The 21,235-nt window shown below is 42.5% G+C and carries 20 protein-coding genes and 1 riboswitch; of the genes, 10 read left to right on the top strand and 10 right to left on the bottom strand.

Annotated features, from left to right (window positions below):
- Positions 1-182: 182 nt before the first annotated feature.
- Positions 183-1,058: an aldo/keto reductase gene (locus AC1XUD_RS08645; protein ID WP_483360573.1), complete on the top strand. Its 876-nt coding sequence runs from the start codon at positions 183-185 to the stop codon at positions 1,056-1,058.
- A 101-nt stretch (positions 1,059-1,159) separates the two neighbouring features.
- Here AC1XUD_RS08645 and AC1XUD_RS08640 read toward each other — a convergent pair whose 3' ends face one another.
- Both AC1XUD_RS08640 and AC1XUD_RS08635 read right to left on the bottom strand, forming a co-directional pair.
- Positions 1,160-1,603 carry a hypothetical protein gene (locus AC1XUD_RS08640; protein WP_483360572.1) on the bottom strand — a complete coding sequence of 148 codons (444 nt, stop codon included), beginning with the start codon at positions 1,601-1,603 and terminating at the stop codon, positions 1,160-1,162.
- A gap of 14 nt (positions 1,604-1,617) precedes the next feature.
- The gene (locus AC1XUD_RS08635) at positions 1,618-2,193 is read right to left on the bottom strand and encodes a hypothetical protein (RefSeq protein ID WP_483360571.1); all 576 of its coding nucleotides are present in this window, start codon (positions 2,191-2,193) and stop codon (positions 1,618-1,620) included.
- Positions 2,194-2,375: 182 nt separating this feature from the next.
- Between AC1XUD_RS08635 and prfA the strand changes: the two genes are divergently transcribed.
- On the top strand, positions 2,376-3,449 hold the full coding sequence (gene prfA / locus AC1XUD_RS08630) for a peptide chain release factor 1 (protein WP_483360570.1): 1,074 nt from the start codon (positions 2,376-2,378) through the stop codon (positions 3,447-3,449).
- 114 nt (positions 3,450-3,563) lie between these two features.
- On the opposite strand, the gene AC1XUD_RS08625 is transcribed toward prfA, so the two are convergent.
- Positions 3,564-4,118 (bottom strand): thioredoxin family protein, encoded by a 555-nt coding sequence (locus tag AC1XUD_RS08625; RefSeq protein ID WP_483360569.1) that lies wholly within the window; start codon positions 4,116-4,118, stop codon positions 3,564-3,566.
- Positions 4,119-4,271: 153 nt separating this feature from the next.
- Between AC1XUD_RS08625 and AC1XUD_RS08620 the strand changes: the two genes are divergently transcribed.
- Positions 4,272-4,688, top strand: a complete 417-nt coding sequence (locus tag AC1XUD_RS08620; RefSeq protein WP_483360612.1) for a glyoxalase superfamily protein — start codon at positions 4,272-4,274, stop codon at positions 4,686-4,688.
- A gap of 33 nt (positions 4,689-4,721) precedes the next feature.
- Here the strand turns inward: AC1XUD_RS08620 and AC1XUD_RS08615 are convergent, their stop codons facing one another.
- The 3 genes from AC1XUD_RS08615 to AC1XUD_RS08605 form a co-directional block, all read right to left on the bottom strand.
- Positions 4,722-5,606: an SDR family oxidoreductase gene (locus AC1XUD_RS08615; protein ID WP_483360568.1), complete on the bottom strand. Its 885-nt coding sequence runs from the start codon at positions 5,604-5,606 to the stop codon at positions 4,722-4,724.
- A 21-nt stretch (positions 5,607-5,627) separates the two neighbouring features.
- Positions 5,628-5,945, bottom strand: a complete 318-nt coding sequence (locus tag AC1XUD_RS08610; RefSeq protein WP_483360567.1) for an EthD family reductase — start codon at positions 5,943-5,945, stop codon at positions 5,628-5,630.
- Between the two features lie 548 nt (positions 5,946-6,493).
- The gene (locus AC1XUD_RS08605; RefSeq protein ID WP_483360566.1) at positions 6,494-7,402 is read right to left on the bottom strand and encodes a DMT family transporter; all 909 of its coding nucleotides are present in this window, start codon (positions 7,400-7,402) and stop codon (positions 6,494-6,496) included.
- A gap of 105 nt (positions 7,403-7,507) precedes the next feature.
- Positions 7,508-7,712, top strand: a riboswitch (cobalamin riboswitch).
- A 97-nt stretch (positions 7,713-7,809) separates the two neighbouring features.
- On the opposite strand from AC1XUD_RS08605, the gene AC1XUD_RS08600 reads away from it, so the two are divergent.
- Together AC1XUD_RS08600 and AC1XUD_RS08595 are read left to right on the top strand one after the other, a co-directional pair.
- On the top strand, positions 7,810-9,681 hold the full coding sequence (locus AC1XUD_RS08600; RefSeq protein ID WP_483360565.1) for a TonB-dependent receptor plug domain-containing protein: 1,872 nt from the start codon (positions 7,810-7,812) through the stop codon (positions 9,679-9,681).
- A gap of 45 nt (positions 9,682-9,726) precedes the next feature.
- A complete protein-coding gene (locus AC1XUD_RS08595) occupies positions 9,727-10,812 on the top strand; it encodes a YncE family protein (protein WP_483360564.1) in 1,086 nt (361 codons plus the stop codon).
- Between the two features lie 75 nt (positions 10,813-10,887).
- On the opposite strand, the gene AC1XUD_RS08590 is transcribed toward AC1XUD_RS08595, so the two are convergent.
- The 3 genes from AC1XUD_RS08590 to fbp form a co-directional block, all read right to left on the bottom strand.
- Positions 10,888-11,631, bottom strand: a complete 744-nt coding sequence (locus tag AC1XUD_RS08590) for a tetratricopeptide repeat protein (RefSeq protein ID WP_483360563.1) — start codon at positions 11,629-11,631, stop codon at positions 10,888-10,890.
- A 69-nt stretch (positions 11,632-11,700) separates the two neighbouring features.
- On the bottom strand, positions 11,701-13,044 hold the full coding sequence (locus AC1XUD_RS08585) for a DEAD/DEAH box helicase (RefSeq protein WP_483360562.1): 1,344 nt from the start codon (positions 13,042-13,044) through the stop codon (positions 11,701-11,703).
- Positions 13,045-13,080: 36 nt separating this feature from the next.
- Positions 13,081-14,076, bottom strand: coding sequence for a class 1 fructose-bisphosphatase (fbp, locus tag AC1XUD_RS08580; RefSeq protein WP_483360561.1), 996 nt, complete (start codon positions 14,074-14,076; stop codon positions 13,081-13,083).
- A gap of 306 nt (positions 14,077-14,382) precedes the next feature.
- On the opposite strand from fbp, the gene AC1XUD_RS08575 reads away from it, so the two are divergent.
- The 5 genes from AC1XUD_RS08575 to AC1XUD_RS08555 all read left to right on the top strand — a co-directional run bounded on the left by AC1XUD_RS08575 (position 14,383) and on the right by AC1XUD_RS08555 (position 19,529).
- A complete protein-coding gene (locus AC1XUD_RS08575; protein ID WP_483360560.1) occupies positions 14,383-15,774 on the top strand; it encodes an alpha/beta hydrolase family protein in 1,392 nt (463 codons plus the stop codon).
- 5 nt (positions 15,775-15,779) lie between these two features.
- Positions 15,780-16,499, top strand: a complete 720-nt coding sequence (locus AC1XUD_RS08570; RefSeq protein WP_483360559.1) for a DUF3784 domain-containing protein — start codon at positions 15,780-15,782, stop codon at positions 16,497-16,499.
- Between the two features lie 101 nt (positions 16,500-16,600).
- Positions 16,601-17,404, top strand: coding sequence for a hypothetical protein (locus tag AC1XUD_RS08565; protein WP_483360558.1), 804 nt, complete (start codon positions 16,601-16,603; stop codon positions 17,402-17,404).
- Between the two features lie 164 nt (positions 17,405-17,568).
- On the top strand, positions 17,569-18,246 hold the full coding sequence (locus AC1XUD_RS08560; protein WP_483360557.1) for a response regulator transcription factor: 678 nt from the start codon (positions 17,569-17,571) through the stop codon (positions 18,244-18,246).
- Positions 18,246-19,529 (top strand): sensor histidine kinase, encoded by a 1,284-nt coding sequence (locus AC1XUD_RS08555; protein ID WP_483360556.1) that lies wholly within the window; start codon positions 18,246-18,248, stop codon positions 19,527-19,529. The genes AC1XUD_RS08560 and AC1XUD_RS08555 overlap by 1 nt, the downstream gene beginning before the upstream one ends.
- Positions 19,530-19,649: 120 nt before the next feature.
- Here AC1XUD_RS08555 and AC1XUD_RS08550 read toward each other — a convergent pair whose 3' ends face one another.
- On the bottom strand, positions 19,650-21,122 hold the full coding sequence (locus AC1XUD_RS08550) for a tagaturonate reductase (protein WP_483360555.1): 1,473 nt from the start codon (positions 21,120-21,122) through the stop codon (positions 19,650-19,652).
- Positions 21,123-21,235: the final 113 nt, after the last annotated feature.

The raw sequence follows: 21,235 nt of genomic DNA, 5'->3' as shown, positions 1-21,235 counted from the left end.
AGCACCCCTGAACCGTTCACCTCTTTCACCGTTGACTCTTTTGTCAGTGATCCCGGCTTTTTCCTCCCTTCTTCCCTCGTCCCTTTCCTTCCCTTCCTCCGAAATATTAGACTAAATCTCCCCCGATACTTTGCGATTTTTAAAATAAAAGTATTTTTGCACACTACTATTAAAAGCAACCGATGAAAAAAGTAAGTCTGAGTGATTCTGGTCCTAAGGTTTCTGAAGCAATTTATGGTTTTTGGAGATGGACTGACGAAGGTTCTGAAACTACCTCAAAAATTGAAAAAACTGTAAATCTGTGTCTTGAATTGGGTATTAATACTTTCGATCACGCGGATATTTATGGAAACACAACGATTGAGGAGCATTTTGGCAAGGTAATCCAGAATAAGTCAATCAGTCGTCAGGATTTGGTGTTGTTCAGCAAATGTGGCATCAGAAGATCGGATAGTGGCCATTTCAATTACTATGATACCTCTCGTGAGCATATCATCAACAGTGTAAACGGTTCTTTGAAAAGATTGAAAACAGATTACCTGGATATATTTCTTCTGCAACAGAGTGATTTTTTGGCTGATCCTGAGGAAACTGCGGGAGCTTTGGCGGAGATTGTGAAATCCGGTAAGGCATTGCATATTGGCGTTACCAACTTTTCTGTTTTTCAACATCAGTTGCTGGCTTCGTATTTGAGATTACCTATCGTAACGAATCATATAGAACTTAATTTGATGAATACAACCGCCATCGACGATGGACGTATCGATTTTATCAAACAAAGTTTCAGCAAGCCACTTGCATGGGCACCTTTGGCTGGCGGCAAAATCCTTCATGGAACCGACGAAAAAGCAGTTTTACTAAGAGCCAAGCTGGAAAGCATCGGTAAAAAGTATGATGCCAATATTGAACAAATGGCAGTAGCATGGTTGATGAAGCTGGGCACTTTACCAATTATTGGGTCCCTTTCAGAAAACAGAATCCGTAACGCAGCCAGCGCATCAGAGGTGAAGATGGACAATCAGGATTGGTATGAAATTTACCAAATGGTGGCGAAGTAACTTTCGGCTATCAGCGGTCGGCTTTTGGGAATTAAATTATTTGATTGAAAATGTATATGAAATTGGCGAAGCGATATGCTCCTCGCCAATTTTTTTTGGATTTAGTGGGCGGTTTCGTGCTCTTTCGATATTTCCCCCACCAACCAAATCATCCTTCCCACCATAAAAACAATGATCAGACCGAAAAAACAGGCAAAATAAATATGTCTTTCAGACTTCCGGTAAGGATCCTGATAAGCGTGATGCTTCAGGCTAAATCTAACTTTTGTTGTTGACCCGATCTTGCATTCCCAATACCAGCGTGTTTGAGCGCTTACGCCAATGGGAATGATCCCGTCTTGTATATACACCATATTTGGCGTTTTTCCACCTCCCTTTCTTTTGCCGGTGACCATCACCTCCTTTTCGATACTTGTAGCTCTAATATCTTTTTCTGTTCTATATTGCTCGAGGATGGAATAGATAATGAGACCCACGAAGGTGGTAAGAGCGAGAAATGAATAGATTTCTATGCGGTATTTTTTTATTTGTTCCGAAGAATCCATTTCAAAAATGATTTTTATTTCAACTGCTTCGCATCCAGCTTTCTGATAATCTGTTTTTTATCAAATAGTAAACGCCATAACGCGAAGGGTATTTTTTCGGAACTCATGCAGGTTTTGCAAATGGCATGATCGGCGGGAACGGGCGCGTTATATACCACAAGCGTATCATTCAATCGCTGAATATTATCCTGAGTAGTAGGATTACTTTTTGCGCTGAAAATATACGCTCTGAGTAATTCCTTCTCTTTTGGAAAGAGCTTTTGATTGGTGGTATCCGATTCTGCCAATAATTCTATTTCTACACCATACTCTTTTTCCAAAGCAGCCAGGACGGGTATTTTTGTTAGGTTTTTGCAGGTTTCAGCGGCTTTTTCCGGATTGGCTTTAATCTCTTTTTCTAATGCTTTCTCGGCGATCTGCGCTATTTTTTTTCCCCACTCGTCTACGGTGTATACCAGCTGCGTATTTGTAACGCGTTTGATTTGGCTTGCCTTTATTTCTCTTGATAATTCTTTTGTATTGTCCAGGCGCTTGGTATTGCAACTCCAGATGGCAATCAATGCAAGAAAAAGGATGGCAGAATTTTTCATGTCGGTGTATTCAGGTGATCTACATTTTAGACTACAAAGCAACATAGGGATTTTGGAATATCAACTATAAAATTGGAATTGTTATGGGTAAGTTGACATCTATATTGCTCTGTTCCTGATTAAAAACGAATTATCCGTATCTTTGTGCCCCGAACAGATCGGGTAAAAGACAGTCGTGTACCATGATAGAGAAGTTAGAAGCCATAAAGGAACGCTTTGAGGAGGTTTCCCAACAGATAATTCAACCGGAAGTCGTTTCGGATTCAAACAGATATTCGAAGATAAGCAAGGAATATAAAGACTTGGGGCGGATCGTAGAGCAATACGAAAAATACCTTAAGATACAGAAAGATATTGCCGGAGCCAAGGAGCTTATTTCTACCGAGAAGGACGAGGATTTGCGTGAGATGGCGAAAGAAGAACTTGATACGCTATTGCCGCAGCAGACAGAAATGGAACAGGCGATCAAAGAATTATTGATTCCAAAAGACCCTAATGATAGCCGAAACATCATTCTGGAAGTGAGAGGTGGAACGGGTGGAGACGAAGCGGCGATTTTTGCCGGTGATTTGTTCAGAATGTATCAGCGGTTTTTTGAAAAAATGGGCTGGCGGTCGTCCATCATGGACTTTACTGAAGGTACCAATGGGGGATACAAAGAGATTATCTGCAAGGTGGAAGGCGAAGATGTATATGGTAAGATGAAATTCGAGTCGGGCGTGCATCGCGTTCAACGGGTACCTCAGACCGAATCTCAAGGGCGTATTCACACTTCCGCGGCATCCGTTGCAGTATTGCCCGAAGCAGAAGAAGTTGACGTGCAGATTAATATGAACGATGTGCGTGTGGATACTTTCCAGTCGTCAGGAGCTGGTGGTCAGTCGGTTAACACGACTTATTCGGCGGTTCGTTTGACTCACATTCCGTCTGGTTTGGTGGTGAGTTGTCAGGATGAGCGTTCCCAGTTGAAAAACAAGGATCGCGCGTTAAGTGTACTGCGGTCGAGGCTATATGAAATTGAGTTGAAAAAGCACAATGATGCCATCAGTTCTCAGCGTAAGTCAATGGTAGGTAGTGGAGACAGATCGGACAAGATCAGAACTTATAACTATCCACAGAGCCGTATTACTGATCACCGCATCGGATATACGGTTTATAATTTGCCAGCTGTAATGGAAGGGGATATCGGTGATTTCATCGAGCAACTGCGTATCGCCGAAAATGCGGAACGTATGCAGGAAGGAGAAACAGTATAGATAAAGAACTTCGGCGGTCGGCTTTCGGCCGTCGACTCTTACATTTAATTCCCGGAAATTAGACTCTCAGAAAAGAACCCTGGCTATTAGCCAACCGAAGTCCGATTGCCTAAATTACTTTTTCGCAAAAAGCGAGCTGTAAGTCTTCGCCTTATAATCTTCAAATGCCTGTTTTTTGTGATAATTTTCTCCAAAGAAAGTGATCACTTCGTGGAATTCCTTAGCCTTCATATATCCTGCCAAAGGTTGGATCATCTGGAATTTATCATCCAGAAATACAGTAGTCGGGAAACTTAGTTGATTGTTGGTAAGAGCCAATGCGAGTTCGTTCACTTTATTTTCGGCGGAATAATTGAAAGTGTGGTCGCCGATAGTAATAGGTTCTTTTTGTTCCGCATTGAATTTGACGGCATAAAACTTGTCACGAACATATGCTGCCACTTTCGGATCCGAGAAAGTTTGACGATCCATTACTTTACACCATCCGCACCAGTCAGTATATACATCAATCATGATTTTTTTCGGCTCCTTCTGCATTTTCGCGTAAGCCTCCTCTACCGTAAGCCATTCAATTGCTTCATCTTTGTGTGTTGGTTTATCAGATTTAAACCCTGTAATAAACGCCAATGGAACCAGCGCCGTTAGCAAAATCAAAAATGTTCTTGTCATTATTTCTTTTATTTCATTTTTTAACGTTTTTACCTTCACTTTTAGTTCGCCTCAATTTGGCTAACTACTTGTAACACTAGTGAAAAGATAAAGATTGCCATGAAGACACGAAGAATTTGTTAATAAAATTAGCTCCCGTTTCTTTGTGGAAAAATAAATTTAAGTCAAATAACCCACAATCAAAAAACTTCAAAAAATATGCAGGCGACCCGAGTAATCCCCATTTTACGAATATTCGATGTGGATAAAGCTATGGAATTTTATGTAGGATGGCTTGGCTTTCATGTTGACTGGCAGCATCGATTTGAGCCGGGTACTCCATTATATATGCAGGTATCCCGCGGTGGAGTCGTGCTGCATCTCAGTGAACATCATGGCGATTCGACACCAGGCGCCAAAATATTTATCGAATGCACGGGCGTCAGAGAATTGCAAAAGGAGTTGATGGACAAGAAATATAATTTCGGCCGGCCGGGGCTCGAAGAAGAGCCCTGGAACAGTATTTCCGTTACTGTTATAGATCCGTTTATGAACAGACTGGCATTTAATGAAGAGTTACCACAGAGTTGATGCCTCTGTGGTAATGCTCAGCATTATTAATTTTTAAACGGGTATACTTTTCTTTCGTAAATGCGGCCGGACGTCCACACCCATTTGAACCATGCCTCCAATCCAACTTTCTTCATCAAGGGAGCCAACGCCGATCCAGTCTTCGTCACTGAGTGATGACCTCCAGCCAAGCAATGGAGCTGCATCCAAACCGACAGGATTTCGGAACGTGTTTGTTTGACCTTCAATAATACCCAGGATAGTTTCTGCTACGACGTCCGGTGACTGGTGATTGCTTGCTGATGCATTCAAATATGCGGCAAGTCGCTCATGCTGAGGATATATTGCATCTACATATTCCCCTGCATTCTTTTGGATGATTGGCGTTTCGATCACACCGGGTTGCACAATCGCAACCCGAATGCCAAATTGCCCAGCTTCACCAGCGAGGCTTTCGCTCATGGCTTCCAAGGCGGCTTTCGAAGCGCAGTAGGCAGCAAAACAAGGATTATAAATTTCTCCCGCAACGGAGGATATATTGATGATCAATCCTTTTCCCCTTGATCGCATTTGGGGCAATATTTCTCTGATACAGCGGAGTGCCCCGAAAAAATTAGTTTGCATAACCTTTTGGAAAACATCAACCCCCGTTTCTTCCACCGAACCTAAATTTCCGATTCCCGCATTATTGATCAATATGTCTATGGAACCAACGTCGGCCAGCATCTTTCCCAAGGCTTCTTGAACGGAAATATCACTATCGACGTCTAGCGCGATAACGGATATCGGAAGGTTCTCTTTTGACGCAAGTTCAGCCAGTTCAGGCGAATTTTGAGGCGCGCGCATGGTGGCATATACGGTGTGACCAGCTTTTGCCAGCAATTTGGCTGTTGCTAGGCCGATACCGGTACTGCAACCTGTAATGAGAATGTTTGACATAACGAGGCTGGGTTTGAGTATTTAATTAACGATAATCTGACTGATCTGCATAACTGCTTCTACATCCGTGAATTTTGGGATGTCGCCCAGAAGCTCGGCTCCATGAGTCGCCAGTGCGTTTTGAAGCGCTTCTATGTTTTCAAAATTCAATCTTGCAATCATGGCATATGCTGGAGGGCTGTCCGGAGCCGCTCCGGCAATACCCTGTTCGAGGTCAATGCCGGTTAATCCCATTGGCCCTAATCGTTGTTTAACAAGAGGCGTATGCCTGGCGAGGTAATAATCAAGATCGAAATTACTGTTTGCGGTTTTGGGATAAAGAACAGTGAGGCAGATCATATGAAATAAGGGTTTGAGGTATGGAGAAACTTCAACGATAAAGGAGGGTTTGCAGTTGTTGACTCTGTTGTTTAATTCAATTTAGTATGTAACTCAAGTCTATTAATTCCTTTTCTATTTCTGATTAACAGGATCTGGCTTGTTTCGAAAATTGTAGGAAAAATAATTAGTCAACTAAATATATTATTAGTGACAAAATGCCAGATTTTTCTCAACTCCTAACAAGTCATAAATCTTCATATATATAGTTACAGAAGCTATATATCAGTTACTTTATTAAAGTTTTTTGTCTCGTATTTCTAAAATTTAATCGGATTAAGAGGTGGATTCTAATAATGGAAAATCAATAATATTTGTGACCATTTTACGAATAAATATAGACTAAATAATGTAATATTCTACAAACAATTATTTATTGGTATATTTATTTCCTAAATAATTTAAGGTGACAAATATTGAGTGATTGATGGTTTTTGAAATCTCTTTTTTAGAGAAAAGTAGATATGATTGAAAAGCGATTTTCAAACAAAGAATTGCAGAAAGACGGGCTAGGATATTTTTGTTTTAGAGATCGATATCAACACACCGCCAGCGACGATGAGTGTCATTCCGATGAGCATGAAAGTAGTTGGTATAGCTTCACCCATCATTAAGCCCAGCAGTGTAGAAAACAGGATATTGGAATAGCCGACAGCTGCAACCCTTCCGGCTTTGTCGAAGGTGAAAGACTGAGTGAGCATTTTTTGTCCCATCAAGGCGGTTAAACCGAACGCAGTCAGCCCTGCCCATTGACCAATATTTTGCGGCCAGCGGAAGGTTCCTATCAGAAAACTCAGCGCAGGCATAGGAAAGTAGGTACCGACCAGCATGGATAGAACCGGCATCAATATACCGCTGAGCATAAATGAAAGAATGATGGCGCGTGTGTCATAAATCTGTCCAAGTTGGCGAATGGATAAATAGGAAACCGCAGTCAATAATGCATTTCCCAGACCAAGCGCGTGGTCTTGCAAAGACATCGACAAATCCGGACGGAAAATGAATAGTATTCCTGCGAAACCAATAAATATCGCGATCCATTCTTTACTATTCAGTTTTTCACCAATAAACATCCAGGAAAAAAGTGCCAGAAAGATAGGGTAGGTATATTGATAAGTCGATGCTCGCCCCAATCCCAAGACCTGAATGGCATAAAAAAGCATGTATAAGGACAACGTTCCGACAACGCCACGGAAAACAAGCAAGCCAAATTTTCCACCAGTTTTTTGTTCAAAAGGTCGTCTTCTCACGCTCGCGGCAATAAAAATGACGCCGACGATATTCCTGAAAAAAACCAATTCTGCGGTGTGAAATTCTTTTCCAAGCCATTTTGATATTGCCGAAGTAAGCGCGAAGAAAAATGCAGCTCCCAGCATTAAAATAATGCCTTTTTGAGAAGCTGAAACAGAATTTCGCATGGTAAATAGGGAGGCCAAATGGGGGTCTTTTTTGCAAAGATATCCTTTTGATCCATACAATTCTGATAAATCGAGTTGTTGCTCGGGCTACAAATGATGCAAATTGACTACCTTTGTCACGTTGGTGCCTAAGTCCCTGTCGGGGACGAAATGGCTTAATAGGGAATACGGTGTAAAACCGAAGCTGTCCCCGCAACTGTAAGTCTGAACAGAATTGTTATCAATCCGCAAGCCACTTGAAGGGTATCCAGATGGGAAGGCAAGGTAACAAAAGACGAGCCAGGAGACCTGCCACTAAAATCGTGTATGTTCCTTCGGAGGAAAGGTGTACCTGTTATTCGCAATTCAATCGTTTGGTTTTGAGATTTGGTGTCACCTTACGCGTGTGCTGTCATACGACTTTTTTGATGTGCCTGTCGTTTTCGGCGTTCGCTCAAAAGGATACTTTATGGCTCAATACGGTCAATGTCAAGGGTTTTTCAACTCAAAAATATATGGCCGGGTTGAAAGTTCAGACCGTCGATTCTACGATTCTGAAGCAATTCAGGTTTCAGAATATCAGCGACCTGTTGCAATATAACTCACCGATCGTTTTTCGGAATTATGGACCGGGGCAACTCAGTACTGTGTCGTTTCGTGGCACTTCGTCAAATCATACAGCGGTGCTTTGGAATGGTGTGAATATCAATTCTCCATCCTTGGGTCAAACGGATTTTTCGACGATCCCGGTCGCTGCTTTTGACAAATTAGCAGTGCAATATGGCTCGTCGGCCAGTTTGTTGGGAAGTGATGCCGTGGGCGGAAGTATTTTATTGGGAAGCGGGGCCACTTCTACAGATTTCAAGGTTTATGGTGGCGGACAGTTCGATAGCTTTCTCAATCATCAGTTTCAGGCTGGAGCGGGATATGGAGCTAAAATCAGCGAAGAATGGACGTTTTCCGGAAAAACCGCTCTTAATTATAGCGGACTGGTCAATCATTTCGGATATAAAGAGAGAAACAATACCCCTGTTTTGCCTTCAGAGACTTTTCAAAAAGGACTTGTTCATGATATGTTTTTCAAGTCCAAAAGCGGGGATGAAATTTCTGCACATATATGGCTGGCCGATAATGAGTTAACATTGGTGCCGGACGATACGGCTGGTCGGGAATTAACAAAAACCAGTGCATACAGGACCATGCTTGAATATCGAAAAAGCGGTTTTTCGGCAAGATCGGCCTGGGTGCGGGATATTATTGATTACGGTCGCGGAAATTATCAGAATCTGGACCATGCCGTTACGGACCGTTATATCAACGGCGCCGATTACGAATTCAATCAAGCCATTTTCGGCGGTATTCAAGTCAATATGCGGGGTGGAGCGACCTGGACTAACTATCGCGCCAGAATAGAGGGTTATACAAAGCCGTTGATTACCGAAAACAGAGCAGATATGTTCTTTCTGACCCGATTTGTGATTTCATCGCGGGTAGTGTTTTCCGCCAATTTGAGAAAAGCTTTTATTACAGCATATAGTCCGCCTCTCACGCCTTCATTCGGAGCGGATGTTACCTTATTGAGATACTCGGACTATACGTTGAAACTGCGCGGCTCTGTAGCCCGTAGTTTCCGTTCTCCAACATTGAATGAACGATATTGGAGTGAGCTTGGAAATCCGGACATTCGGCCGGAATCCGGGTGGAATAAGGAGGTTGGACTGGAAGACAAATATGAAATCTCGAATAATCAGGTTTTAACAACATCTTTGACGGCATATCACAACAGGGTTAAGGACTGGACTTACTGGAACCCGGCCAAAAACTTTCACGTTGAAAACCTTCAGCAGGTTTTGGCAAAGGGAATTGAAGTTCAGGCAGGTTGGTCGTTGCGGGAGAATGATTGGAAAACTGGACTAAGTGCTTTCTATAGTTTCACCAAAACTGTGCAGGAAAAGGCCTACGACAATTATTCAGTTGACATTGTAGGAAACCAATTGCCCTTTGTGCCATTTCACAATCTTGGAGCAACTGCTGACGTTCAGTTTAAAACGCTTAAGCTGACGATTCAGACGCAGTCCAGCAGCAAAAGATATACCACTTTCGATAATACGACTTTTCTAAAAAGTTACGGTTTGGTCAATGTTTTGGTTGAAACCACCTTTGTTTTCAACAAGATAAATTTGCAGACGGGAGGGCAAATTAACAATATCACCAATACGTTTTATCAGAGTGTGAGAGGCAACGCAATGCCCGGAAGGAGTTTTGCGATAAGTGCCGTCGTGAGTTTTCGAAAATCTTAAATCACCCATAATTACGAATCAATAATCAGTACAATTATCTATATCATGAAAAAACAATTAGTTAAGATCCTTTCACTCACCGCATTGTCATTTGTAGCCTGGTCTTGTAGCCAGAGCGATCCGGAGCCGGAAGGGGATTTTGCAAAAGGAGTTTTTGTAATTAATGAGGGAAACTTTTCGCAAAATAATGGAGCAATTTCGTTCTTCACCCGCGAACTAACTGCTCTGAATGCAGATGTATTCAATTCTGTAAATGGAGCTCCATTTGCTGGTGGAGCCCAGGGATATACTGTTACAGGATCGTACGGTATTATTCTTGTAGATAATTCGGCTGCAGGACTTGACAAAGTACAGCTGGTCGATCCTAACACATTCGAAACTTTGGGAACTATCGCCGCGCCGGATATTGAAAATCCACGTGAAGTGGTTGGTGTTAGTGGAACCAAGGCATATGTTTCTTGCTGGGGAACCAACGCAGATTATTCCTATTCAACAGGCTATGTGGCTGTAATTGATCTCGCTTCAAAGAAAGTGACAAGCAAAATCGCCATACCGGGAGGGCCGGAAAATATCGTAGTTTTTAGCGGTAAGGCATATGTGGGTAAAACGTCATACGGGTCTTCCAATTCGTTAGCTGTCATCAACACGACTACTGATGCTGTTGAAACAAACATTACTACTGCCGGCGGAGCTCCGACACCAATCGGAATTGATGCCGACAATAAATTGTGGATTGGTGCCGGAATTAAAGCATATCGTATCAATCCTTCAGACAATCAAATTGAAGGTACGCTGGATATCGGAACTGATCCGAGCAAATCGGCAGGGAATTATGCGTTGAGCGCAGACAAAAAGACTGTGTTCTTCACACTTACTTCTTACGATTCTAACTATAATGCACATGGAGCAACTTATAAGTTCGGAACGAACGACACCGCCATTAGTTTGACCACTCCCGTGATCAATCGGCTGTTCTCCGGATTGGCGGTTGATCCGGCGCAGGGATTGCTTTACGCAGGAGTAACCCCTTCCTACACTCAAGCCGGATATGCCGTGAGATATAGGACAGATGGTTCGGTTGTAGATTCTGTAAAAGTAGGTGTTGTACCAACAGGATTCTATTTCCGATAGTATCTATTAGCCATGAATTTATAAAACAGAAAAGGCTCCCGTAGGAGCCTTTTCTGTTTCTGGATATTGTATATTTTATTTGAAAAATCCTTGCGGATCAGGCATTTTCGCTTTCAATTGGTCGATAAAATCAAAACTAATTTGTTGGAAATCCAGCATTCTTCCCTTATGAAGATGTTGCCAGGATTTATCAAACTCGCCCGTATTGTAGTAAACCGACGCCAGATTGTATTGTCCCAGGGCATAAGTTGAATCAACTTCGGTGGCATGAACCAACAGATTTTTTGCTTCATCCAGCTCCTCCGGTCTCTTCGTTAAGCTATATAGCTTCATATCAACTGTAGAAAGATCCACCAGTAAAGGCACATTGTCTCCCTGGATGTTAACCCCTTTTGAGAGCATTTCTTTCGCACGGATCCAGTCCTCGCGCTGATATGATACCACTCCCAATCCCCAGTATGCTTCCACGTTCTTGTCGTTGAGAAGATAAGCCAGATTGAATCTGTAACAAGCTGTATCTAAGGCACCTTCCTGTAAATATTCCCAGGCACGGGTGGCAAAAAAAGAACTGGCCTCAGTTCGTGTGGCAAAGGATTTGTCACATTCACTCAGAAAGCGAATCTCTTCATCTATTTGCTCTGAACTTTTGCTAACATTTCCAAATAAGGGAAGAATACGCCTCTCTTTCAGGTCCAAAGGCGTTTTTTGTGCAATATTGGTATCGCTTGCAGGTGCCGAACTTACACTGGCCAAATGCGTATTTTGCGCATAGCCCAATGCAGGAACCAGTAAAACCAACCAAATAACAGACTTTTTCATACAACGTTCACTGTGGGATAAAGGCATTCTACTGTTCAATTTAAACGGAAATATTAAGATAGTATTGCTTTATCTCTTCTTACTTCGCCCAGCAGCCATTTTTCTAGAGCGAGAAGACGACTTTGGCGAGGTTTTTACTTGTTGTGGTCTGTATATTTTCTTTTTTTCATGAAATGCACCCAGAAAAGTGGGATCCTCTTTCTTCTTTTGATTGTCTATTTCTCGAAGCATTTCTTTGTTTTCTTCTTTGGGAGTAGCCAGAATGTCCAGATTATCAGGCAACTCCAGCCTCGGAATCTCCATCCGGATTATTTTCTCTATTTTCTTTATATGATATTCGTCAGCAATTGTCAGAAAGGTAATCGCCTTTCCGATCTGGTTAGCGCGACCAGTCCTCCCGATTCGGTGCACATAGTCTTCATATATCAGCGGCACATCAAAGTTAATCACATGACTTACCTGCGTAATGTCTATCCCCCTAGAGGCAACATCCGTTGCCACCATTACACGAACATTTCCCTCGCGAAAAGCGTCCATGGCATTTATACGTGTGTTTTGGCCCTTGTTCGCATGAATGACACGAATTTGACCTTCAGGTATCACAGTATTAACCAACCAGTTATAAACATTCCCTGCAACCTCTCTGCTTCTGGTAAAAATCAATACTCTTGTATAGGCCTCTTTGTCTTGCAACAAGAGCGACAGTAAGCTGATTTTTGTTCTGAAGTTCGGCAATTCATATAACACCTGTTCCACCATCTCGGCCGTAGTCGATTGAGGCGTTACTTCAATACGCGTCGGGAATTCCAGGAATTCATAGGAAAAGCGTTCTACTTTTTCCGCAAATGTGGCTGAAAACAACAAGTTTTGACGTTTTCTTGGAACAACTTCCAGCAATCGCCGGATCTGTGGCATAAAGCCCATATCCAGCATTTTATCCGCTTCGTCAAGCACAAGCGTATTGAGCTGTTTGAAAAAGACTTCTTCCCTTAAATAAAGATCCATCAATCGGCCCGGTGTGGCAACAATGATATCCACGCCTTTTTGAATACCCTCAATCTGGGTTTTCGGGCCAACGCCACCATATAATGCCACCGTCCGGATATCAGTATATTTGCTTAACTGGTGAATTGCCTCCGTGATCTGTAAAACCAGTTCGCGTGTGGGCGCTAGTATCAACGCACGCGTATGCATGCCCTGCGCGAATTTTATTTTCATTAAAACAGGCAGAACATATGCCGCAGTTTTACCTGTTCCTGTTTGTGCGATGCCAAGTACATCGTGCCCTGCCATCGCCAAAGGTATTGCCTGCTCCTGAACAGGAGTAGGAGTTGTATATCCCGCATCTTCTATTGCATTCAGAAGCTGGCGGTTAAGCTTAAATTGTTCGAATTGATTCTGCGTCTCTTGCATCCCGCAAAGGTACAAAAACTAACTCAGCCCCGGTACTTATGATGTAATTGCCTGTTGAACCATTTCCGCCGACCCGATGTAAATGGGAGTTCGTTGATGAAAATTGGTAGGTTCAATATCAAGAATATCAACTGTGCCATCGCTGGCTTGACCAAAAGCTTTTTCGGCTATAAATGCCAGAGGATAGCATTCATATAGAAGCCGAAGTTTCCCGTTCGGGTCTTTTTTGGTTGGAGGATAGATATAGATTCCGCCTTTCAACAAATTCCTGTGAAAATCACCAACCAGCGAACCCATATACCTGGCACTCAGCTGTTTCTCCTGACACACTTCAATGTAGTTTTTCACGGATTGCTGGTATCCGTTGTACATGCCCTGATTTATAGAGTATATCTTGCCATCCGGAGGCGAAATTATATTTGGATGCGATAGTATGAATTCACCAAGCGACTGATCCAGCGTAAATCCGTTCACTCCCTCGCCGGTTGAATATACAAGCATCGTGGATGATCCATAAAGGATGTAACCCGCAGCGATTTGTTTTCTGCCACCCTGTAAAAAGTCGGCCTCACTGGCACGGCCGCCAATCAGCGAAACACGCCGATATACCGAAAATATGGTTCCAATAGAAACACCAACATCGATATTGGACGAGCCATCGAGCGGATCCATTGCCACTACATATTTGCCGTTTTCATTGCCTGTGTGAATAATATCTTCATCTTCTTCGGACAATATGGCACATACTTCACCACCATTTTTCAGAGCACGGATGAATCGGATATTGGCAATGATATCCAGCTTTTGCTGATTTTCACCCTGAACATTCTCAGTTCCGCTTCCTCCAGCGATATCAACCAAGCCCGCTCGATTAATTTCCCGATTGATGATCTTTCCCGCCAGAGCGATATCCCTCAACAATTGAGAAAGCTCGCCGGTAGCAAACGGAAATGCACTTTGACTGCGCATGATGAAGCGGTCTAATGTTACCCCTACGGGTACGGCCAGCTCCTGGATTGTCTTCGATGTCATAACTGAAAATGTAACTGGGATTAACAAAATACGCTACATAAAGGTATTGGATAAATTAGCATATTTCAATTATTTTAACTTAATAAATATTTTTAAGTGAGATAACATAAGATACTTATTTGCAATTAGTTAAGTAATGTAAGGGAGGGTCTTAAAAAATGTCGTCGGATAGGATTTTTTTAAATATCAATATAAACAAATCGCTCCGCATAGGCTTAAAATAACGTTAATAGACAACTCGTACATACAGCCAAAAATGAAAGTCTTCGTATATTGTAACTGTGTCCATCGACAAATTATCCTCTTATGTTCACTCTCAGGAAGTCTATCGTTTATTTTTTGGTTTTAATATCAATCGGGCAGGTTACAGCTCAAAATATTGCTGGTTCCTGGAATGGCATCCTTAAAGTTCAGGGTACGGAGTTGAAATTAGTACTCCATATCAAATCGGAAAATGTCCAATATTCGGCCACCATGGACAGCCCGGCTCAGGGGGCGAAGGGAATTCCGGTTTCCAGCATTTCATTTAAAGATTCACTATTGAATTTTGCACTTGATAATATCGGAGCGCAGTATTCCGGAAAACTCAGGGACGGAATCTTTAGTGGAATATTTAAGCAATCGGGACTGTCACTGCCGCTGGACTTCAAGAAGGGAGACGGGGAAGTTAGTCATCCTCAAACTCCCGTTCCGCCATATCCATATGTTAGCGAAGAGGTTCAATTTGATAATAGAAATGCGGGTAACCGACTTGCAGGAACGCTGACTTATCCTGAAAAAGGAAGCAAATTTCCTGCTGTGATATTGATTTCAGGAAGCGGTGCCCAAAATAGGGACGAGGAACTCTTTGGTCACAAACCTTTTCTGGTACTGGCAGATTTCCTCACAAAAAATGGAATTGCAGTACTTCGTTTTGACGATCGCGGTTTTGGCGCATCGACGGGAAATTTCGCAACCGCTACTACCAAAGATTTTGCAACAGACGTTAAAGCCGGATTAGAGTACCTTAAAACGAGGAACATGATTGACCCAGGAAAGTTGGGATTGATCGGGCACAGCGAGGGTGGACTTATTGCACCGATGATCGCCACGGAGTCAAAGGAAGTGGCATTTGTTGTGATGTTGGCGGGGCCGGGGTTGCCTGGAGACCAAATTTTACTGATGCAGTCCGCGATCATGGCAAAGGCTTCCGGAGCTAGTGAAGAGGTGCTTTCTAGTATCAATAACTTATATACCCCTGCATATAAAATTGCCAAAAAAGCAACGGATGCTAAAACTTGTCAAAACGAACTGACTGCTTACTTCAATGAAGCTTATGCAAATGCCAGGCAATTTTCGAGTGAGGATCAAAAGAAGGCATATATCAATCAGCAAGTAAACGCGATGTCGTCGCCCTGGATGCGGTATTTTCTTTCGTACGATCCAGTACCAACTTTGCAAAAAGTAAAATGTCCGGTGCTGGCTCTTTTTGGAGAAAAAGACACACAGGTTCCACCCAGAGAAGATGCCGCAGCTGTTCAAAAGGCGTTGCAGGATGGTGGCAACAAGCATTTCCTGGTGAAAGAATTACCAGGACTGAATCACCTTTTTCAGGAATGCACTACGGGGTTGACAACTGAATATGCAATCATTGAACAAACATTTTCCCCGGCCGCATTGAAAGTAATATCCGATTGGGTCTTAAGTCAAACGAAGTAAGACATATGCTTTATGTAGCCGCTTTTATTTCTGCTATTTTCCTGGCAATTGGTTTTTTTGTCAATTCCGGAAACGCCCGTTATCTGCTGTCCGGATATAACACCCTTTCTGCTGAGGATCGCGGTAAGGTTGATATTGAGGGCTATTTAAAATATTTCAGGCGTTTTCATATTGTACTTGCTGTGTCGACGTTCGGAGGGACTGCGTTGCTCTCATTCTTCGATGAGAATATTGCCAGCAAGTTTATGACGGTTTTTCCACTGATAGCCTATATCGTTTTCGTGGTCCGGAGCGGTAGGTATTCTTTGGGAGCGTCCAAATCAAAAGTCAAAAAATATTTTCCGGCATTCATATTACTTTTTGTAGCAACTCTTGTGATCGCATTTACCTTCAACGACTATCGTTCAAGCGTGTTAGTGCTTACGAACCAATCATTGCAGATCAAAGGAAGCTTCGGTACGGAGATCCCAAAGGATAAAATTGACTCAGTTGCGCTGATCTCACAATATCCGGCGATTGCTTGGAAGAGTTATGGCTTTGCCGCTGGAGATTATGCAAAAGGTGATTTTCGTTTAAAGAATGGCGGAAGTGCCAAAATGTATATCAATAAGGACGTAAAGTCTACCATATTCCTGAAAACCGCCGGAAAGGATATTTATTACAATTCTGATCGACTAGATATGGATTCTTTGTATCGGGAAATTTTAACTTGGAGAGTTAAATAAGGGTTGTCAGGATTCGTCAGGGGTTGTCATTAATTGCCAGGTATTGTCAGGAAGTTTTGGTACCGAAGGAGCTTTTTGGAAATAATTTATATAAACTTATTATGCGCTTTTCTGTTGGGTGTTTCTTATTTGCGATGTGCATTTTGTCGGGAATTTCTGTTGTTGCGCAGCAGTCGAAAGTCATTCGCACATATAAGGTGAAGGAGGTAAAACAGGCTGTCGCGGTGGATGCCCAGCATTTTTATTCGATCAACAACAGCACCATATACAAATATGACAAAGCCTCCGGTGCCTTGGTTGCAGAATGGGATGGCGCGCCGGTTGGGATAAAGCATCTGAACAGCGGTGTCGTGATTAACGGTAAAATGTATTGTGCAAATTCAAACTACCCTACGATTCCGATGGCCAGCTCTGTTGAGATTTTTGATGTGAAGGAAATGAAGCATATCGGTAGCCATAGTTTTGGAATTGCTACGCACGGCTCGTTGACTTGGCTGGATCAGAAAGATGGGTTTTGGTATATCGGTTTTGCAAATTACGCCGGAAAGGAAGCAAGCGAAGGCCGAGATGTCAGGTGGACTTCATTGGCCAAGTATAATATGGACTGGGTTGAAACGGAATCATGGATATTTCCCGACAATCTGATTGCGCTTTTTACACCCAAAAGTAACTCTGGTGGCGTTTGGAGCAATGAAGGAACGCTATATTGCACTGGCCACGACCGTGCCGAGATATATGCCCTCAAAATCCCGCAGTCGGGTTATACTTTGGAATACAAGAAAACAATCCCGCTGGAAATCGAAGGTCAAGGCATTGCAATTGACAAATCTGTCAAAAATAAGACGATTATATATGGTTTTAGAAGGTCGGATAATACTGTGACTGTGTCAGAGATTGTTCCCTAATTTAAACCCAGACGTAGGGGAGTTTTTACACAGAGGTTCGCTGAGTAAAAAAAACCGTGCTGCACTCCATCAACTCAGCGTTTAAAAACCAGTAAATTCAGTTTCCATACAGAATTAAGTCTCAATTTTATTTTCTTTAAGTTGGTATTTAAACCGAGAGCAGTGTGAAAATCCTGATTATTGAAGATGAAAAGGAGTTGTCGCAAAGTATCGCAACTTATCTGAAAGCCGAGAATTATCTCTGCGAGATAGCCGCAGACCTGAAAACGGGGATGCATATGGTTGAATCCTTTGATTACGACTGTGTTTTGCTCGATATTTCACTACCAGATGGGAACGGGTTGAAGATATTGGAGGAGCTGAAAACCGAAAACAAGGTCGATGGAGTTATCATCATATCAGCCCGGAATTCCATCGATGATCGTATTAAAGGCCTTAATCTGGGTGCAGACGATTATTTAAGCAAGCCCTTCCATTTGTCGGAATTGAGTGCCAGAGTCGCAGCAGTGATCAGGAGAAGGAATTTTTCCGGGCAAAAGAATATTGTGCTCAAAGAAGTAACCGTGGATCTTGGTGCAAAAACGATCCTGATCAACAACAAATCCGTCGACTTTACCCGTAAAGAGTATGATCTGATGCTCTATCTCATTTCGAATAAGAACCGTGTAGTTTCCAAAAATGCGATCGCCGAGCATATCGCAGGTGAAGAGGCAGATTTTTACAATAATTACGATGTTATCTATTCCCATATCAAAAACCTGAAAAGAAAGGTAATCGCCGCTGGCGGAGAAGATTATATCAAGTCGATTTACGGTATGGGTTATAAATATGAAGTTCACTGATGAAGCTGCTCAATCACACCGTACGGTCCTATATTGTTTATTCCATATTCGTCCTTTTGGTTTCAATTCCTGTTTTCTACTTCATAATGCACCGGATCGTGTTGAACACAGTGGACAAGGCGCTCGTTCAGGAAAAGCAGAATCTGATGAGCGAGATGAAGCTGGTCCTTAGCGAAAGGCAGCTAACTACTTTTAAAAAGATAGATGGAAGTGTAGAAATCGTCGGCGTTAAATATAAAGTTTCAGAGTCTCTGTATTCGGCTGATCTGGAGGGAGATGATGGTAAAATGACAGGCTACAGGCACTTGGTTGCGCCAATTAACATAGGTAACAAATCGTATAAACTGACGATCCACAAGTCGCTGGATGATAGTAATGACTTGATTCGAAGTATAGTTTTTGTGCAGTTGCTTTTGATGATTTTCCTGTTGGGAGGCCTGATTCTGATCAATAAAATTAATTCTCAAAAAATATGGAAGCCATTTTACAGTACCTTAACCCAATTGCAGAATTATGATCTGGGGAAACATAATCCGATAGTACCAACTCCATCCGGGATCGACGAATTTCAGGTGTTGGAAGAAACGGTGGAGCATTTGATTCAAAAAAATCTGAGGGTATTCGAAGCTCAAAAGGAATTTACCGAAAACGCAGCGCATGAAACCCAAACGCCTTTGGCGATATTCCGCGGGAAACTCGAATTACTGATGCAAACCGAACCTTTAACCGATACACAGGCAGAACTGATCGGCGATCTGGACGATGCGAGCCAGCGACTGGCAAGGTTGAATAAATCACTGCTATTACTCACCAAAATTGAAAACAATCAATATTCTGATACAGAACATATTGCCCTGATTGAACTCGTTAACCGGGTACTGTCACAGCTCAGCTTCTTGATGGAGGAGCGAGATATACTGATCGTTAAAAATTTGGAAAACGATATAGAAGTAGTGGCAAACCGCGCGATGATGGAAATAGTAATTACGAACTTGATCAACAACGCGGTGAGATACAATAATGAAGAAAGAAAAGTGGAAATCTCCATCCATGGAAATCAATTGACGATATCTAACTCGGGCAGACCAGAACCCTTATTGGGTGAGAAAGTTTTTGAACGATTCTACAAATCAGGAGACAAACGCCAAAGCATAGGTCTCGGCCTGGCCATAGTAAAGAAAATTTGTGATTTATACGGGTTAAAGATCCACTATCAGTTTGATGATGGCATGCATGGGTTTGTTGTTGAGTTTGGTGGGCATGGCGGATTGGCTTCTTTATGAGCGATCCTGATTGAGTTTCCCACTTTTGGAATAGGATAAGACAAAACCCTCAACCCTTATCGAATCAGCGTTGAGGGTTTTGATATTTGATATTTATAAAGTCGCTTGTTGCATGTTTTTCTATGCAAACCTCATCAAATTCTCTAACACAGCTTCCTTAAATCCAGGCAAAACCGTCAAATCCGTATCCCAAAGATTTTTGTCTGACAATACGTTTGAGACCAATTCTTCCAATGTTTCTGCGCGTTTCCAGTGTTTGTCGAGCTCCACGGCCGCGTCGCATCTGATCGGATATTTTTGGCCTTTTCTTTCTCCGTAGAATATTCCGTCTTCCACTGACACCGCTTTCATGAATTGAAGATATGCGCCAAATCCTTTAGCTACCAGCGCGGGTACCTGGTTGTATTTGCGATAGTGATTTAACAAAGTCGGTACGTTCCGCATTTTCATTTTGGCGGAATATTGTACGGTGATATCAATCAGCTGGTGGCGGATAAACGGATTTCTGAAACGGTCCAGAACCTGTTGTCCAAAATTCCTGGCTTGTTGGAGATCGAGTTTATAAGGTATAGCGGGCGCCAGCTCGTCGAGCATCACGTTTTGAATATACTCCGCTGTGCTCGGGTTTTCCATACTTTCGCCTACGGTATCAAAACCTTCCAAAAAGCAGAGTCCGCACGAAAGTGTGTGCGTACCATTCAAAAGACGCAATTTTAATTCTCTATATATATCAATATTGGGAGCGATGACCACACCCGAATCTGCGGCTGCAAACGAAAGCATTTGTTTCACACGTTCCTGAGAAGCTTCGATAGCCCAAAGGCGATATACTTCCGAAACAATCAGCAGACCATCCTTAAATCCGGATTTTTCAGAAAGTTCGTTGATAGTTTCTGCGTCCGGTTTGCCCGGTACAATTCTGTCTACCAGTGAGTTACAGAAATAATTATATTCTTCGATCCACCGAATAAAACCTTTATCCAAGTTATGACGAATGGCTTGCTGCAATACGATATCCTGCAATTTTTCACCATTTCCAATGATCAATTCCGTTGGTACAATCACCATTCCCGAATCAGAGGAGCCATTGAAAGCCAGATATCTTTCGTAAAGAAACGAGGTCAGTTTTCCCGGAAACGAAACAGGTGGCGAAGCGAATATGTCGTCATCGACCAACTGAATCCCTACTTCAGTAGTATTGGAGAAAACCACCTGCATATCCGGATTTGATGCGCATTCTAATATCTCGGTCCAGTCCTGACTTGCTGATAACGTGCGACTGATTGCGGTATTGATCACAGTTTTGTCGATACGCTCATTGTTTTCGATCCCACGGATGGTATGGGAAAATATGCTCGATTGCTCAGCAAAAGCGTCCGTTCCGCCACCAGAAGTTGATTTTACAACTACAATTCTGCCATTGAAAATCCCCTGCTGATTGGCCTTATTTACGAAATAGTCAGGGAGACCACGCAACAACACTCCTGTACCAAACTGCAAAATCCTTTCCGGTAAGGCGAGTAGCTTCTGGTAATCTGGTAATACATCAGGATTTCCTGCTAAAAATTCAGGTGTAATGGTTGATAATGACATTTTTGTACAATTGAGTTATGACAATCAGACGCAATATTAAACAAATAACCCCTAAAAAAAGAGGCACTCGTAAAGGTGCCTCTCATTGTATTTTCATATCCCAAAAATAGGAT

Source organism: Dyadobacter sp. HNCC25DJ184, assembly GCF_056895215.1.
The sequence above is the reverse complement of the archived record's forward strand: the minus strand, read 5'-3'. Positions and strand labels throughout refer to the sequence as shown.